This is a genomic window from Anabaena lutea FACHB-196, from assembly GCF_014698305.1.
Classification (GTDB): Bacteria; Cyanobacteriota; Cyanobacteriia; order Cyanobacteriales; family Nostocaceae; genus Anabaena; species Anabaena lutea.
The window spans coordinates 138,167-155,114 of the sequence record NZ_JACJST010000001.1; the positions used below are offsets into that span (position 1 = coordinate 138,167).

Annotated in this window: 18 protein-coding genes and 1 pseudogene; 10 read left to right on the top strand and 9 right to left on the bottom strand. The window is 38.9% G+C overall.

All coding sequences use genetic code 11. From position 1 onward, the window contains the following. Nucleotides 1-23: 23 nt before the first annotated feature. Nucleotides 24-743, bottom strand: coding sequence for a 3-oxoacyl-ACP reductase FabG (gene fabG / locus H6G59_RS00660; protein WP_190711253.1), 720 nt, complete (start codon nt 741-743; stop codon nt 24-26). Nucleotides 744-806: 63 nt separating this feature from the next. After that, complete coding sequence (locus tag H6G59_RS00665; protein WP_190711254.1) at nt 807-2,000, bottom strand: thiolase family protein; 1,194 nt, start codon at nt 1,998-2,000, stop codon at nt 807-809. A gap of 240 nt (nt 2,001-2,240) precedes the next feature. Between H6G59_RS00665 and H6G59_RS00670 the strand changes: the two genes are divergently transcribed. After that, nucleotides 2,241-2,504 carry a hypothetical protein gene (locus H6G59_RS00670; RefSeq protein ID WP_190711255.1) on the top strand — a complete coding sequence of 88 codons (264 nt, stop codon included), beginning with the start codon at nt 2,241-2,243 and terminating at the stop codon, nt 2,502-2,504. A gap of 142 nt (nt 2,505-2,646) precedes the next feature. On the opposite strand, the gene phaC is transcribed toward H6G59_RS00670, so the two are convergent. Next, nucleotides 2,647-4,026 carry a class III poly(R)-hydroxyalkanoic acid synthase subunit PhaC gene (gene phaC, locus H6G59_RS00675; RefSeq protein ID WP_190711256.1) on the bottom strand — a complete coding sequence of 460 codons (1,380 nt, stop codon included), beginning with the start codon at nt 4,024-4,026 and terminating at the stop codon, nt 2,647-2,649. Between the two features lie 550 nt (nt 4,027-4,576). Here phaC and H6G59_RS00680 point away from each other — a divergent pair. Then, complete coding sequence (locus H6G59_RS00680; RefSeq protein WP_242038756.1) at nt 4,577-5,431, top strand: phosphodiester glycosidase family protein; 855 nt, start codon at nt 4,577-4,579, stop codon at nt 5,429-5,431. A gap of 11 nt (nt 5,432-5,442) precedes the next feature. Here the strand turns inward: H6G59_RS00680 and H6G59_RS00685 are convergent, their stop codons facing one another. The 6 genes and pseudogenes from H6G59_RS00685 to H6G59_RS27790 form a co-directional block, all read right to left on the bottom strand. After that, complete coding sequence (locus H6G59_RS00685) at nt 5,443-5,898, bottom strand: DUF29 domain-containing protein (protein WP_190711258.1); 456 nt, start codon at nt 5,896-5,898, stop codon at nt 5,443-5,445. A 148-nt stretch (nt 5,899-6,046) separates the two neighbouring features. Continuing rightward, nucleotides 6,047-6,916, bottom strand: coding sequence for a polyphosphate kinase 2 family protein (locus tag H6G59_RS00690; protein ID WP_190711259.1), 870 nt, complete (start codon nt 6,914-6,916; stop codon nt 6,047-6,049). A gap of 191 nt (nt 6,917-7,107) precedes the next feature. Next, nucleotides 7,108-7,665: a peroxiredoxin gene (locus tag H6G59_RS00695; protein WP_190648885.1), complete on the bottom strand. Its 558-nt coding sequence runs from the start codon at nt 7,663-7,665 to the stop codon at nt 7,108-7,110. Between the two features lie 50 nt (nt 7,666-7,715). Continuing rightward, nucleotides 7,716-7,964 carry a regulatory protein SipA gene (gene sipA / locus H6G59_RS00700; RefSeq protein WP_190711260.1) on the bottom strand — a complete coding sequence of 83 codons (249 nt, stop codon included), beginning with the start codon at nt 7,962-7,964 and terminating at the stop codon, nt 7,716-7,718. Nucleotides 7,965-8,029: 65 nt separating this feature from the next. Continuing rightward, on the bottom strand, nt 8,030-8,800 hold the full coding sequence (locus tag H6G59_RS00705; RefSeq protein WP_190711261.1) for an SDR family oxidoreductase: 771 nt from the start codon (nt 8,798-8,800) through the stop codon (nt 8,030-8,032). After that, nucleotides 8,754-8,897: pseudogene (locus tag H6G59_RS27790) on the bottom strand (hypothetical protein); the annotation flags it as partial. The gene H6G59_RS00705 and the pseudogene H6G59_RS27790, both read right to left, overlap by 47 nt. Nucleotides 8,898-9,003: 106 nt before the next feature. Here H6G59_RS27790 and phnC point away from each other — a divergent pair. The 8 genes from phnC to H6G59_RS00745 all read left to right on the top strand — a co-directional run bounded on the left by phnC (nt 9,004) and on the right by H6G59_RS00745 (nt 16,936). Next, complete coding sequence (gene phnC / locus H6G59_RS00710) at nt 9,004-9,786, top strand: phosphonate ABC transporter ATP-binding protein (protein WP_190711262.1); 783 nt, start codon at nt 9,004-9,006, stop codon at nt 9,784-9,786. 115 nt (nt 9,787-9,901) lie between these two features. Then, the gene (gene phnD / locus H6G59_RS00715; protein ID WP_190711263.1) at nt 9,902-10,930 is read left to right on the top strand and encodes a phosphonate ABC transporter substrate-binding protein; all 1,029 of its coding nucleotides are present in this window, start codon (nt 9,902-9,904) and stop codon (nt 10,928-10,930) included. Between the two features lie 23 nt (nt 10,931-10,953). Continuing rightward, nucleotides 10,954-11,778, top strand: coding sequence for a phosphonate ABC transporter, permease protein PhnE (gene phnE / locus H6G59_RS00720; RefSeq protein WP_190711264.1), 825 nt, complete (start codon nt 10,954-10,956; stop codon nt 11,776-11,778). A gap of 177 nt (nt 11,779-11,955) precedes the next feature. Next, nucleotides 11,956-12,414: a phosphonate C-P lyase system protein PhnG gene (phnG, locus tag H6G59_RS00725; protein ID WP_190711539.1), complete on the top strand. Its 459-nt coding sequence runs from the start codon at nt 11,956-11,958 to the stop codon at nt 12,412-12,414. A gap of 261 nt (nt 12,415-12,675) precedes the next feature. After that, nucleotides 12,676-13,281 carry a phosphonate C-P lyase system protein PhnH gene (phnH, locus tag H6G59_RS00730; protein WP_190711265.1) on the top strand — a complete coding sequence of 202 codons (606 nt, stop codon included), beginning with the start codon at nt 12,676-12,678 and terminating at the stop codon, nt 13,279-13,281. A gap of 165 nt (nt 13,282-13,446) precedes the next feature. Further along, on the top strand, nt 13,447-14,574 hold the full coding sequence (locus H6G59_RS00735; RefSeq protein WP_190711266.1) for a carbon-phosphorus lyase complex subunit: 1,128 nt from the start codon (nt 13,447-13,449) through the stop codon (nt 14,572-14,574). A 217-nt stretch (nt 14,575-14,791) separates the two neighbouring features. Further along, nucleotides 14,792-15,982, top strand: a complete 1,191-nt coding sequence (locus tag H6G59_RS00740; RefSeq protein WP_190711267.1) for an alpha-D-ribose 1-methylphosphonate 5-triphosphate diphosphatase — start codon at nt 14,792-14,794, stop codon at nt 15,980-15,982. Between the two features lie 60 nt (nt 15,983-16,042). Further along, nucleotides 16,043-16,936, top strand: a complete 894-nt coding sequence (locus H6G59_RS00745) for an alpha-D-ribose 1-methylphosphonate 5-phosphate C-P-lyase PhnJ (RefSeq protein ID WP_190711540.1) — start codon at nt 16,043-16,045, stop codon at nt 16,934-16,936. Nucleotides 16,937-16,948: the final 12 nt, after the last annotated feature.

Here is a 16,948-nt window from a genome sequence, read left to right on the forward strand (position 1 = left end):
CCCTGTTCCCTGTTCCCTATCTTCTACGTATGATGTGCGCCGTTAACTCGCAAAACTGTTCCGGTAATGTAGCTACTAGCTAAGGGTGAAAGTAGGAAGGCTACAGCCCAAGCGATTTCTTCGGGTTTACCAAAGCGTGATAGGGGAATTTCTGATAAAATTCGTTGTTTTACTTTGTCAGAAATGGGGTTAAGCATATCGGTTTCAATGAATCCCGGTGCTACTGCATTTACTCGCACTCCATACCTGGCGGCTTCTTTGGCTAATGATTTGGTGAAACCTATTACTGCTGCTTTGGATGCTGCATAATTAGTTTGTCCGAGGTTTCCCTGTTCGCCGGAAATTGAGGAAATACAAACTACTGAACCGGAACGGCGATCGTACATTTTGGGAATAATCGGTTGGAGGGTGTTGTAAACTCCTTTTAAGTTTGTATCTATGACTGCATCCCAGTCTGCACTTGTTACCTTGGGGAAAAAGTTGTCTTTGGTGATGCCGGCATTAGCTACTATTCCGTCAATTGCACCGAGTTGTTTTTCTACTTGTTCTGCTACTTGTGCCATGCCGATTTTATCGGTGACATCTGCGGATATTGCGAGTGTGCCAAGTTGGGGTGTGTGGATACTGCGGTAGGTGTAGGCTACTTTGCTTCCTAACTCTAAAAGCAAGTTGACGATCGCACTTCCTATGCCTCGATTTCCACCTGTGACTAAAATTACTTGATCTTCTAATCCTAAGGTCATATTTTTATCTCACGCAGAGGCGCGGAGGCGCGAAGAAATAGAGAAACAGAGTTTGGTGTAAATTTACCTGAGTCTTTCTAATGCGATCGCTGTTCCTCCTCCGCTACCATGACAAACTGCGGCTAGTCCTAAATGTCCGTTTTTTTGTTGTAGGGCGTTGAGAAGGGTAACTAAAATTCGCGCTCCTGAAGCACCTAAAGGATGTCCTAGTGCGATCGCTCCCCCAAAAACGTTTAATTTCTCTTGGGGAACTCCTAGTAAGCGATTAAATAAGGCGTTACTTAAAGCGAAGGCTTCGTTGTTTTCAAATAAGTCAAAGTCATAGATTTTCATTTTCAGTTTTTCTAACAGTTTATTTACAGCTAAAATCGGCGCTTCGGGAAATCGCCAAGCTTCTCCTCCTGTCCATGTTCCACCTATTAATCTGGCTATTGGTTGAAGTTGATGCTGTTCTACTGCTGTTTTACTTGCTAAAACTAAGGCGGCTGCACCATCTGATATTTGACTACTGTTACCAGCGGTAAAAACTCCATCTTCTCTAAATGTGGGTTTCAATTTTGCCAGACTTTCTAAACTTGTTTCTGGGCGAATTCCTTCATCTTGATCAATAATTTGGTTGCCTTTTTTTCCTTCAATTTTAATTGGTGTAATTTCCTGTTTGAGCAGTCCGTTTGCGGTAGCTTCTGTTGCTCTTTGTTGTGAATAAAAAGCAATTTCATCTAACTCGGTTCGGGTAATTTGGTAAGTTGTTGCTAATCGTTCTGCTTGTTCTCCCATTGTTTCCCCACTGATGGGATCTGTGAGTCCGTCATCAACTAAAATATCCCTGAGTTGTTCTGGTGAATTCTGTAAAAATTTATATCCCCAGCGAGCGCGGTGTGAAAGTAAAAACCCGGTTTGAGACATAGATTCCATCCCTCCAGTCAGCACTAAATCAGCTTCACCGGAACGAATTGCTGTAGCAGCATTGATTGCGCTCATCATTCCCGACGAACACACCATATCTACTGCATAACCGTTTACTGTGTCAGGAATCCCAGTTTGGAAAGCTGCTTGACGGGGTAATGACTGTCCGTGTCCGGCTCTGAGTACATTACCAAAAATATATAAGTCTAAAGCCTCTCCCGAAATTCCCGCTTTTTCTAAAGCCGCACTCATTGCGATCGCACCCAAATCTACTGGTGACAAATCTGCTAAAACACCGCCAAATTTACCCAGTGGTGTGCGTACTGCTGAGACAATATAAGCTTCTTGCATACTGCTCCATCAATATATTTTTTTATCTCACGCAGAGGCTCGGCAGCGCAGTTGAGGGGGTTTTCTGTGATCTCTCTAAATACATGAAAATCAAACTTTAAATTCCATTATTTTTAACTTTAGAATATAAAAAAATATTTATTAACAAATCACTCTTAAGAAATAAATAAAATCTTATATATATAGTTACTTTAGAATTGAGTTTGAATCAAATAATATCATCCAATAGGAGTAATCATAATGGATCTTTTCAATAACTTTGAGCAGTTCTTTCGACAATTAAATGAATTCCAAAGTATTATTTTCGATAATTGGACTTCAACTTTATCGAGTATGCAGAATCTCAATTTATCAAATCCCCCAGAAAATTTAGAGCAAAGTATGAAACTACAAGAAGACTTAGTGAAAAACTCTTTAGAATTCCAAGAACAAGTAAATCGTTTCTCCATCGACACGCAAAGAAAATTGTGGGATAGTTATTTTAAAATGATGCGTAAATCATAAACCAATTAAGGTAGGTTGGATTGACGCAAGGAAACCCAACTAATATCTCGTTCCCAGTCTCTGGCTGGGAATGCAGCTGAGGAGGCTCTGCCTCCTTTTAAATATAAGCTTTAAAGCTAATAAACGAAATTTTAAGAGATTTTTACAATCGCTCTTTCAGCCAATTTCCAATAGTTAACGGTAAGTCTTTCTGCACCTTACTACTGACATACATTCCAATATGTCCAATTGGAAAACAATGTACTGTATAATCAGTACTAGCAATATATTTCTCAAGTGCTAAAGATGAAGCTGGGGGAACTAAATGATCATGTTCGGCGTAAATGTTTAAAATCGGTATTTTGATATTGGCTAAATCAACTCGCTGATTACCAATTTCCATTTCCCCTTTAATCAATTTATTTCCTTGATATAAATCCTTAATAAACTGTCGAAAAGTCTCCCCTGCTTGGTCAGGACTATCAAAAATCCATTTTTCCATTCTCAAAAAATTCAGTAGCTTTTCTTCAGATTCAATAATCTCTAGCAAATCAATATATTTTTTAATTCCTAATTGAAAAGGTTTCAACATTAAAAAGACATAATTGAGAAAATCACCAGGAATATTCCCCAAAGTATCAACCATTAAGTCTACATCTAAAGCCTGAGAACCTAAAGTAGATCCACTCCAAATATTGAGTAGTCCATCATTAACATGAAAATCTACAGGAGTAATCATAGTAATTAGGTTTTTTACCTTCTCTGGATACAGAGAACTGTAACAAAGGCTGAATGTTCCACCTTGACAAATTCCCAATAAATTAATCTGCGTTAGATTATGGATTTTGGATATCACATCTACACAATTATTTATATAACCATTGATATATTTATCTAAGGTTAGCCAACGTTCATCCTCACCAGGATATCCCCAATCAATCAAATAGACATCTAAACCGAGTTTGAGCAAATTAGCAACAAAAGAACGTCCTTCTTGTAAATCAACAATGTAGGGACGGTTGACCAAAGCATAAACAATCAAGATAGGGATATTTAAAGAATTTTTACCAGGTGAATAGTGGTATAATACAATTTTATCTTCTTTGTATACTTCTACTTTCGGTGTAACTCCCAATTGTATTTTATCTTCATAAAAATAGTTAACAATATTCAGGGGATTAATTTGACGCACCAAACCTAGAATTGGCAAAAATTCTTTTATTAATTCTTTCTGGTATGACCAGTTAATAATAGCTGTATTTAAAAATTTACCTTGGACAATGACGGCATCTTCTGACCGAAATTTATCTGCAAATTTACGATCAAATTCACTAGTCCAAATTTGGATTATTTGTTGCAAATTATCCAAGCTATTCCCATTTTTACTCGGTGGATAATTCCATTGTTTTAGAAATTCTGCAAATGCCCTTATATAGACATCATTTATCAACAATTGATAATTAAAGATAGCTTGATAAAAATTCATTGCTTCATTAATAAATTGGTAGTATTGATGATTAAATAATAACCCTGCTGGAAGCATAGCTAGTGGAACCACCACCAATCAATACAACGTCATACCCTTCCATGAATGCAATTTGGGGAATAAACTATAGGAATCCGATTTGATTCTTGAAAAAATCTCCGTATTTGTAGGGTGGGCAATGCCCACCTTACGTATATTTCAAAAATCAAATATTAGTCCTATATATCCCCTAATGTTAAAAAGTGTTGAAGGTATCTAAATCCTTCATTAGTCGTAAACCATTGCCTATCTTTAGGATAGTTGTTGCAGCTTACAAACATAACTTTTTATAACTGAAGCTTTATGTTCCGCTTAATAACGCAAAATAAAGTATAATGCATATTGAATGGAAATGGTATAAGTAAATGGGATTATATCGATTTGTCGGACTTAGACATAATCCCCGCTATAGTAATGCTGTAGCAGGTTTTTTCATGATATGTACTTCAAAAAATTAAATTTAGGATCTCTCTCCAAACTTCTCTCCTGTGAGGAAAGAAACTGTAACTTACCTTTCTCTTTATTTATTGCGACAATAGCAGCAGGTTTATTATCAGGTTGTCAGGATATGGCAGCTAATTCAGCCCCAAAACCATCTGCTAAGTGTCCAGGTAATAATTCGCAGTTTAGTATTGAATTTTTTAAGACTAATAATCAAGGTGAAAGATACACTAAAGGTATAAATCATGTAATTCTTTTTAATCCTAAATCAGCAGAACTAGATTTTAAAGTTAATGTGGGTTTAGCTCATAAAATATATGCTAAAGATAGTAGAGGCAACTTTCGCAAAGAATTCATACCCAAACAGTTTGGTCAACTAATTGCGGATGAAAATTCTAAATTAAATGGTAAATCACCAATTGCAGCAATTAATGCTGACTATATAGATACTGTGAATAAACCCCAAGGTTTAAATATTTCTCGTGGGGTAGAGTATTCAGGTGCGTTTAAAAATAAACGTTCTTCTTTTGGGATATCAGGTGGAAACCCAAAGGAACGTATAGCTACTATTGATACTGGAAGAAGAGGAGCGAATTCTCTTAATTATAATTTGGTAGGTGGTAATGGCAGATTTTATAGTCAAGGTAAGTTTAAAGATATTTGTAAAGCCTTGGGAGAATTTGCTTGTAAAGGTGCAACTAATCGCTCTATGGCTGCGATTACAAGTAAAGGTTATGTAATTCTGTTAGTAAATGATGCAAAAGCTAATTCTAGTCTGGAAATTTCTGCAAATAATAAAGAGTTGCTACCCAGTCAGTTTGATGATGTGTTAACAGGAATTGCCAGAAATAATTGTTTAGGGAGAATTCAAGAGGGGATTTTATTTGATGGGGGAATGTCGCCGGGGTTGTATTACAACAAGAAAATCTATTTGGAAAACTTTGGGCCGATTGGTTCGGTGTTTTTGATTTATAAGAAGTGAACGCTCTAAATTTAGGGTATAAAATCTACATTGAGAATATCAACTAAAGAGAAGGGTGACTCTTCGGGGAATAATTCTGAGTCAAGTTGATATTTTCTGAGGGTATCATTTCTAGCATCTGTATAACAGTCTAGAAATACATCATTTAAGACAGATTTCAAACTGGGACTATCTGCCAGAGTATAAGCTATTTGTCGTCTTTGCTCAACAACCGTATTGCGCCAACCTCTAGCATTATAATCTTTCTCTTCTATCCAATATTGCAGTTTTAATAAATGTTCAATTAAGACTATTAAGCGAGTTTTTAATTCTTTCTTTTCACTCCGCCCCATACTGTCGATTTCTTCAATCAAATTCTGAATATCTAATTGTTCTAATTTACCTTCCTGCAATAGTTTAACAGTGGTTTGTATCCATAAGTAGAAATCTTGTTCATATAATGTTTTGTTAGTATTAGTAGTCAGCATAATAAATTCTCCTGACTCGATAGGATGATGATTACATTATATAATGGATTAAGTAATCAGCAAAGACGATTCCCAGACCTACCAGACCTAACGGTTCAGCACTTGCCCTATCGCACTCTCATCTACAAGCAACGAAAACTACTGTAAGTTAATCTTCGCTTTCCAACATTTTCTTAGCTTCCAAAAGTCGCTGTTTATGCTCTTCACTAAGAGTTGGATATTGTAAATTTAATGCTTGTAATTTTTTACAGATAATATCAGCGACTATCAACCTTGTAAACCATTTACGATCAGCAGGAATAATATACCAAGGTGCAAATTCAGTGCTAGTGTGATTAAAAACTTCTTCATAAGCGAGCATATAATCATCCCAAAAAGCCCGTTCTTTTACATCACTAGCTGAAAATTTCCAATGCTTTTCTGGTGATTTAATTCTATCTAAAAAACGTTTTTTCTGTTCTTTTTTAGAGACATTAAGAAAAAATTTGAGAACAATAATTCCATTATTTACTAAATATTTTTCAAAATTATTAATTTCCTCAAAACGCTGTTGCCATATATGTTTACCTTGAGGAATACAGTGAAGTTGTTGTTTTTCTAGAATTTCTGGATGTACGCGCACTACTAGTACTTCTTCATAGTATGAACGGTTAAATATGCCAATTCGTCCTCGTTCTGGTAAAGCCTTCATTGATCGCCATAAATAATCATGGTCTAATTCTTCTGCACTTGGTGCTTTGAAACTAAAAACCTGACATCCTTGGGGATTAATACCAGACATTACGTGTTTAATGGTGCTATCTTTACCAGCAGCATCCATTGCTTGAAAAATAATCAGCAAGGCATAGGTGTTTTGAGCATAAAGAATATCTTGATAATTAGCTAATTGTTGAATACCTGCTGTTAATTTTATGTTGGCATCGACTTTTTCTTCAGAGGATGTTTGATAACTTGGGTTATAGTCATTTTTTAAAGAAATCTTTGTACCTGGTGGAACTATAAAAGGATCATGATTCATTGGAAATAGTACCCGAATGGGAAATTGGGGATAGGGAGACGCGGAGAGAATGAAGAATTACCAATTATTTATAAAAAAGAGGTGATCACTTCAGAGGATATAGAGAACAAATAGAGAACACAGAGGAGATAAATGTTGATAAATTCAACTAACTTTTCGTCCTTCTGTGTTTTAACTTATGGAAATTTGAATTAAGAAGCGGCTGACTGTAGTTTTTCCAGTCGCGCTAAAACTTCTGCACTGTGAATATTTGGGTTGACTTTCACAAAAGTATCACGAAGAACACCCTGAGGATCAATAATAAAACTATGGCGCATAGATACATAGCCTATCCAAGAACCGTAAGTTTTACTGACTGCGCCGTTAGTATCAGCTAATAAAGGAAATTTTAACCCTTCTGAGTCACAAAATTCGGCATGGGAATCAATGTCATCTGCACTAACACCGATAATTTCCGCATTTTTTTCTATGTATTTGGGCAAATCTTGCTGAAAACGACGTGCTTCGATTGTGCAGCCAGATGTGAAATCTTTGGGATAAAAATACAGAACTACCCATTTACCACGCAAGTCAGAGAGGGAAATTTTGCCCTCTCCTGTATTGGTGGGTAATGTAAACTCTGGTGCTGGTTGGTTAATTGTGGGTAGTTTACCTCCTAAAGCATGAGCAGTGGGGGTAAAGTTTAACCAACTCATCAGGGACAAACAAGTGGCAAATAAGATGCTGATAAAAGTGCGGCGGGAAATCATTGTCTAAACCTGAATAATAACTTATGTTAAGTTATCATTCTTGGTGGCTGCTATTCTGATTCTGGTTGAGATTCAGGAAGCTTTTCTGTGCTTTCAATGTATTGGCTATCTATGAGAAAGGCTCCCTGTCCAAAACGCACGCCCCAATATCCTCCGGGACGACGGTCAAGGACTATACCTTCTTCGCCAATGCTAATTACGTTAGGAGGGCGTAGCATGGGCATTGGGTCAGCGGTTTTGACGTAGGGTGGTAGTTCTACGACACGGACTTTACTACCGATAGGAAATTCTGGGGACATTTTAAGATGGTTGGGAATGTGCAGGAACTCTTAATTTTTAGCAGGGATTTACCCAATTAGGTTTTTTAAATGCGTCGGTTAACTAAGGTTGCACTAGCTTGGTCAACGGGCATGAGAATGACTTCGTTTATATTAACGTGAGGCGATCGCGTCGCACAGAAAAATATGACATCAGCGACATCATCAGGGGTAAGGGGTGTAAGTCCCTGATAAACTTTTTTGGCGCGTTCTTTATTACCATGAAAACGGACTTCACTAAATTCTGTTTCCACCATTCCCGGATCAACAGATGTTACACGGATGGGAGTACCTAATAAATCTTGTTTCAAACCTTCGGAAATGGCTTTAACTGCGGCTTTTGTCCCACAATAGACGTTACCACCGGGGTAAGTTTGATGTCCGGCAATGGAACCAAGGTTAATTACATGACCACGATTACGAGCAACCATACCGGGGACTACGTAGCGGGTGAGGTAGAGCAAACCCTTGATATTAGTATCAATCATTTCTTCCCAGTCTTGGATATCGCCTTCATGCAGTTTATCTAATCCGCGACTTAAACCGGCGTTGTTGATTAAGATGTCAATATTTGACCAATCTGGGGGTAAATTAGAGATTGTGGATTCGACGGCAGCGCGATCGCACACATCTAGTTGCAATAAATAGATTTTGTCAGCCTGTAAATTTAAGGTTTTGGCAAATTCTTGCAAGCGATCGTACCGTCGAGCAGCTAAAATCAGTTTTGCACCTGCATTAGCGAAGATTTTGGCGCAAGCTGCACCAATGCCGCTACTTGCACCTGTGATGAATACGATTTGGTTTTCTAAATGAATCATTGTAGTTATCTGTGAATGGTTTCAAACCGTCGCGCCGCCAAAGTCTAACCATGCCATCCATCCCTGCTGAAGCTAGAGTCTTGCTATCAGGGCTAAATGCTACTTATATATAGTTAAATAATTCAGTTATCAATTAACTTTTGCATAATCATTACTTAATAAAGTAATATTAATTTTAATCGGAGATATTGAAATGTCAACAAATGGCTATTGAAGTTAGTAACTTCTCGAAAAGTTTCAAAGGTAAAACAGCACTCAAAGATGTATCCTGCACAATTAATGAAGGAGAAATGGTTGCTCTTATAGGTGCATCTGGCTCAGGCAAATCTACCCTTTTGAGGCACATCAATGGCTTGCATATTGGAGATGCAGGTACAGTTCATATTTTTGGCACTGCCCTACAAAGCGAGGGGAAATTACACTCTAAAATTAGGTATTTACGAAGTCAGATAGGCTGTATCTTCCAACAGTTTAATTTAGTCAATCGGCTAACAGTGATGGAAAATGTTCTTGTTGGTAACTTAGCAAGATTGTCTATTTTACGCTCAATATTACATTTATTTACCAAAGCAGAAAAAGTCCAAGCTCTGGCTGCACTAGAGCGAGTAGGTATTATTGAATACGCTTATAATCGCGCATCTATACTGTCTGGAGGGCAACAGCAACGGGTGGCGATCGCGCGTTGTTTAGTGCAAGGAGCGAAAATCATCCTTGCCGATGAACCCATTGCTTCCCTAGATCCTGAGTCGGCGCGGAAAGTCATGGAGTTACTCGTGCAGCTAAATCGCCAAAGCAGAATTACTGTAGTGGCTTCCTTGCATCAGATACAAATGGTGCGTTGTTACTTTGATCGAGCGATCGCACTCAGAGATGGCGAAATCATGTTTGATGGTGCAACCGTAGAACTAAATGACAATAAACTTAATGAAATTTACGGTACAGCAGTCGAAGAACTAATCATGAGAGGACACGGAGAACTATTATAGACTCAGAAGAATTGTGAGTAACGAGTGGTTGACACTCCTTCCTACTCGTTACTCGTTACTAGCTTAATCTGCTGTAAATTATCATCTTTTGACTTACATTCCACAACTAAAACTTATGAACAGAAGATTATTTATTCAACAGGCTTCTTTGTTTACCATGACTTTGGCAAGTGCAAAAATACTTTCAGCTTGTACTTCTAATTCTGATAATAAGAGTACTACTAGCACTACTAATAGTAGTACCGCAGCCATTAAAGAAATTAATTTTGGTGTTCTGTCTACAGAATCTCAAGCTAATCAAAAACCGATATGGGAACCTTTCGCTGCTGCTATGTCACAAGAAATTGGTATTCCCATTAAACCCTTCTACGTTACCCAGTATGCAGCAGTTATAGAAGCCATGCGCTTTGGTAAAGTTCAGGTAGCTTGGCTAGGTGGTAAACCTTATATTCAAGCAGCAAAAGTTGCAGATGCAGAAGCATTTGCTCAGGTTGTGAGTGAAGATGGAACTAAAGGCTACTATTCTCATTTAATTGCTAATAAAGACAATTCCATTACGGCCAAAGCGATAGCAGCAGGTGGCGATAAATATGTAATTGAAAATGCATCTAAGCTTACCTTTGCTTTTAATGATCCAAGCTCTACCTCTGGGTTTTTAGTTCCCAGTTACTATATTTTTGCTAAAAATGGTATTGATCCTAAAAAAGCATTTAAACGTTTGATTTTCGCTGGTAATCATGAAGCCTGCGCCCTAGCTGTAGCTAATAAACAGATAGATGTAGCAACCATCAGCAATGAGGTATTAAGTCGTCTAGAAAGCACCAATCCTACAGCTAGACAGAAGCTTGAAGTTATTTGGCAATCACCTCTAATTCCCAGTGATCCGATTGCTTATCGTCGAGATTTACCAGCAGATATCAAAAAGAAGTTTCAAAACTTTTTCTATAACTACAAAGATGCTAAAATCTTAGCACCTATGAAAGTATCTGGTTTTGTAGAGGCTGAAGATAAAAATTGGCATACAATTCGCGAACTAGAAATTGGAAAAAAAATCGAAGAAACTAAAAATCAAGACAATCTTAGTGAGCAAGAAAAAAAGCAAAAAATAGCAGAACTCAATCAGCAACTTAAAGAAATTCAGTAAACTTCAGTTTATAGTTAGAAAAAATGCGGTCACAAAACCAGACAATTACTAACGCATCTCCCACCGTAGTAGCAATGTTAGAGAAAGAAGCAAAACTTGTGAATATTAAAAGAGTTGTGTTTTTTTTAGTGAGTGTTGCTGCATTGATTTTTGCCTATAACCAAAGTGAGTTAAATTTCCCTTTGCTTCTACTACAGGGAGACAACATGGTGGAATATATAAGAGCATATTTTCCACCTGATTTTACTGATTGGAAGTATTATTTTTCAGAAACACTAATTACTATATCAATGGGAATTTGGGGAACCATAATGGCAGCGATCGCAGCTGTTCCTCTATCTATCCTAGCATCTAATAATATGTGTCCAATATGGGTTGTACAACCGACACGTCGCCTCTTAGATGCTATGCGTGCTATTAATGAAGTCGTCTTTGCACTTATATTTGTAGTTGCTGTAGGGTTAGGTCCATTTGCAGGAGTTTTGGCTTTATTTGTGCATACTACAGGCATTCTCGGTAAGCTGTTTTCAGAGGCTGTAGAATCAATTGAGCCAGGACCTATAGAAGGAATTAGAGCTACTGGTGCAAGTCAGATTCAAGAAGTTATTTATGGAGTGATTCCGCAAGTTATGCCTTTGTGGACTTCTTTTACTCTCTACAGATTTGAGTCAAATGTGCGCTCTGCTTCTGTGTTAGGAATCGTCGGGGCTGGTGGTATTGGTGTTTCATTATATCAAAGTTTTGGTTCATTTGAATATCAAAAAGTCTGTGTAATTCTCATTATTTTGGTTGTTGCTACTGCTACCATTGATTTGCTTTCTGCGAGAGTGAGAAAATGGCTAGTTTAGCAGAGGTCAGGAGGGTTCGTTAATCTTACTTCCTTCATATATCAATAATTTAGATGTCAAGTCGCTTCGCTCCCAATTAAAAAAAGGTCAAATTGTCAAAATTGCGTTAATCTATTTTTCATCTAGATGTCTAGACAAGTTCAGAATAGTTTAAAACAAAATACCATAACTCAACTTATGTCTACTGTGACGCAGCGACAAGTATGGATGGCAACATTAGCTAAAGCCGAGTTAGAGCTATTAGAAAAACTGGTAAACAAATTACGTACTTTGCCCAACTATAGCTTTTTACGCCCCCCAGAGATTGGTTTAGCAATGGTGCGGGGATGTGCTGGAGGTAATGGACAGCCATTTAACTTGGGAGAAATTACCATAACTCGCTGTGTCGTACAGTTAGAGAGCCAAGGCCACGAAGCGATAGCTGGATTTGGTTATGTAGCAGGGCGATCGCACCGTCATGCAGAACTAGCCGCTGTTTGTGATGCGTTACTACAAACCCCAAATTGGCACGATCAAATTCAGGCTGAAGTAATTCAACCTTTGCAAGCTGAATACCAACAGCAGCAGGAACTAAAGCAGCGTCAAGCAGCAGCCACTCAGGTCAATTTCTTCACAATGGTGAGAGGGGAAGGGTGAGGGGCAGGGGGCTCACAAGGGTAGGTATTTTACATTGTCGTGAGGGCAAGACTTGGGGGACAAGGAAGGACAGTGGACAAGGGAGGAAAACCGTACAAAATTATATTTTATTGGTAACAAAAAGACCATTGTGCGGAGAAAATCTTCCTTGTCTACTTTCCCTCCTTGTCTTCCTAGTCCTGCCTTAACAGATAATATTAAAAACCTACCCTTGTCAGGGGGCAGGGGGCAGGGGAAGCAGGGGGAGATAAGGGAAAATTAATGAATAAAATTACGTACTTACCTGGCTTTCGAGACTCAATTCATGATGCTCAGAGGACGTTTAGAGGGTTGCTTGATGCTAATGCTCGACCGGGTACACCTTATCATATCAGCGCTGATATGAGTGTACCTTTGGGTGTAACACCTGCTTGTGGGGCTGCTTGTTTGACATTGCTGGATTTGGATGTTGTGGTATGGCTACAGCCGAGTTTTGCAGATCAAGTGAGAGATTGGTTGTTGTTCCATGCTGGCTGTCGTTTTACTCAGTACCCAGAGGAAGCTAATTTTGCTTTAATTCAAGATTTGGCAGCATTGCCAGAATTATCTATTTTTAACTGGGGGACAGCTGAAAAACCTGAGGCTTCAACAACATTGTTGATACAGGTAGAAAGTTTTGAGATGGGAAAGCCTGTAATTTTGACAGGTTCAGGTATTTTAGATCAGCAAGAGATTTCTCCCACACTTCCCCATCATTTTTGGGAATTCTGGATGCAGAATCACCAAGCTTATCCACAAGGTGTAGATGTGTTTTTATTTACAAAAAATGCAGTCATGGGTCTACCACGCACAGCAAAGTTAGTAGTAAAAAACTCAGTTCAAACCTAAATTTATCGGCGTTGCTGAATTGAAGTATGAAATTGAAAAATCAAAGATTTCAAACTGTTACTCTCTGTGACTTTGCGCCTCTGCGTGAAATAAAATCATACTCTTAATCAGCAACGCCAATTTATCAATCACAAATTACAAATTACAAATTACAAATTACAAATTATGCCATACGTTGCAGTTAAAGGCGGTGAACAGGCAATTGAAAATGCAGAAGCACTCCTGCAAAGTAGACGCAGAGGTGATCCTGCTATTCCCGAACTGAGCCTAGACCAAATTGAACAACAGCTAAACCTAGCAGTAGAACGGGTGATGTGTGAAGGTAGCTTATATGATCGAGAGTTGGCAGCCCTAGCCATTAAACAATCTTGGGGTGATTTAGTAGAAGCAATTTTTTTATTACGAGCCTACCGGACAACACTACCCCGCTTTTACTATAGCCAGCCATTAGACACCAGCAAAATGCAGATTCAACGCCGCATTTCTGCCATTTTTAAAGATGTACCAGGAGGACAAAGATTAGGGACTACCTTCGATTACATTCATCGTCTACTAGACTTTAAATTAATAGCAGAAGGACAAATTCCTGAAGCACCAGAAGCAGAAGCAATTACAGAAACAGTTTTGCGTGTAATTGACACTTTAGATCGTGAAGGATTGATGCAAGCGGAAGAAGGGCATGGGAGCAGGGGAGCAGGGGAGCAGGGGGAGCAAGTAAATAATGATTCTCCGTTATCTCCCTCATCTCAACCATTTGACTTAACTCGTCAACCATTGACTTTTCCTGCGGGAAGGGATGCAAGACTGCAAAATTTAGCGCGTGCAGATGAAGGTTTTTTGTTATCGCTGGCATATTCTACACAACGGGGCTATGGCAGAAACCATCCTTTTGCGGGAGAGATTCGGATGGGGGAAGTAGAGGTGGTGATTTGTCCAGAAGAATTGGGATTTGAAATAGCGATCGCAGATATTACTGTCACCGAAGTGCAAATGGTCAATCAGTTTAAAGGTAGTAAAGAATTACCTGCACAATTTACCCGTGGTTATGGTCTCACTTTTGGCTACAACGAACGTAAAGCTATGTCGATGGCGTTGGTTGATAGAGCAATGCGAGCCGAGGAATTAGGGGAAACTATTCAAGGCCCAGCCCAAAACGTCGAGTTTGTACTTTCCCACTCTGACAATGTGGAAGCACAAGGTTTTGTCCAACATCTCAAACTCCCACACTACATTGACTTTCAAGCAGAGCTAAATGTAGTGCGGAAAATTAGAAGTAGAGAGAACAGGGAATAGGGAAATTGTAAGAATTCAGGAGTCAGGAGTCAGGAATCAGAATGCTTATGAAATGAAGAATAGAGAGAAGCAAGATTTTATCAAAATTATTAAATTTGACTCGAAACGTCTTTATTCTTCTGACTTGGAGTATTATCTATCCTGAATACTTACGGGAAATTTAGTTTTTATCCTCGTTTGAAAAAATTAGTGTAAGTCAGTAACAATAACACAAACTATGCAAATAACCTCAAAACTAAGAAATACAAAAATTGCTATTCAAGGAGCAAATGTATTAACTCCCGATGGTTGGTTAAAAGATGCCACAGTTTTAATTGAAGATGGGCAATTTACCAGGATTGATCAGACAAATAGTCCTGATGGATTTGATTTGGTAAATGCTCAAGGACTCCAGATGTTACCAGGAATTATTGACTTACATGGCGATGCTTTTGAAAGGATGATTTGCCCCCGTCCGGGAGTTAACTTTCCTCTACCAATAGCGATCGCAGATAATGACCGCAACCTCTTAGCATCTGGTATCACAACTTTCTATTGCTCAATTACCGATTCTTATGAACCAGGTTTACGTAGCCGAGATTCTGCCCGTGCTTTAATTGACTTCATCTTAGGGGCAGGAAAACAAGTCTTAAATTGCAACCATCGCATTCATATCAGACATGAAGAAGCAAATATCGTAGGTCATCAAGAATTGTGTGATTGGATGGAATCTGGCAGGGTACATATTTTATCCATCAACGATCACCTACCACCTCCAGGAAATCAAAAGAGATTGAGCCGCTATCTCAATAGTGTGAAGCAAAGATCATCCATGTCTATAGAAGAGATTGAAGAATTAATCGATCAGGTAGCAGCACGACGACATGAAGGAGAAGCGCAAATAGAACAACTAGTGAATTTAGCTCATACCTACAGTATTCCCCTTGCTTCCCACGATGATGATAGTCCTGAGAAAGTAACACTCAGTCAACAACGCCGAGTAGCGATCGCCGAATTTCCCGCTACTGTGGACTTAGCTGCCCAATCTCGTGAATATGGTGCAGCAGTTCTCATGGGTGCGCCTAACTTAGTGCGTGGTGGTTCTCACTTAGGCTTAATGAGTGTAGCTGAGGCAGTTAAAAATAACGTCATCGATTGTCTTTGCTCAGATTATCATTATCCTTCCTTGTTTTATGCACCCTTCAAACTCCAAGAATTAGGCTTAATGTCCTTTGAACAAGCATGGTCATTAGTTTCCAACCGACCAGCACAAGCAGCAGGAATTAGCGATCGCAAAGGTAAAATCGCTCCTGGGTTAGATGCTGATTTCCTGTTGATATCTCCTGATAATCCTTTACCATCCGCCATAGCTGCGATCGCATCTGTTTATGTAACAGGTCAAGAAGTCGCCCGATATCACATCAAATAACTATGAAACCTACCATTGAAAGCATTATCATCCCAGATTCTGTTTCATATCGCCAATCAAATGAATATTTCTCCCAGTCCCCAGTCCCCAATCCCCAATCCCCAATCCCCAGAAACAGGCTTTAACTTTGCATACTTAGACGAGCAAACAAAGCGTTCCATTCGTCGTGCCTTGCTGAAAGCCGTAGCAATTCCAGGACATCAAATTCCCTTTTCTTCCAGAGAAATGCCCATGTCTTACGGCTGGGGTACTGGTGGAATTCAGGTCACGGCTGCTGTCATTGGTCAAAATGATGTCTTGAAAGTTATTGACCAAGGAGCAGACGACACCACTAACGCCGTGAATATTCGTCGCTTTTTCAAAAAAGTTTGTGGTGTAAAGACAACAGAACACACACAAGCAGCGACTTTAATTCAGACTCGCCACCGTATACCCGAAACACCACTACAAGAAGGACAGATTTTAGTTTACCAAGTACCCATTCCTGAACCTTTGCGCTGGCTAGAACCCTCATCTGTCGAGACGGGCAAAATGCACGCTCTGGAAGAATACGGAGCTATGTACGTCAAGCTTTACGAAGATATTACCACACATGGACATATTGCCACATCCTACGACTACCCAGTAATGGTGCATAACCGCTATCTGATGAGTCCTAGTCCGATCCCTCGCTTTGATAATCCCAAAATGGATATGAGTCCGGCATTGCAATTATTTGGTGCAGGGAGAGAAAAGCGCATATATGCAATTCCACCGTATACCAAAGTTAAAAGTCTCGATTTTGAGGACTATCCCTTTACTGTAGAAAAATGGGATAAAGCTTGTGAATTATGCGGTTCTACAGAAAGCTACTTAGATGAGGTAGTCATTGACGACCAAGGTGGACGAATGTGGATCTGCTCAGATACAGACTTTTGTAGGGGGAGAAAAAGTAGAGAGTTATTCCCTAGCTAACAACTTTCTTGA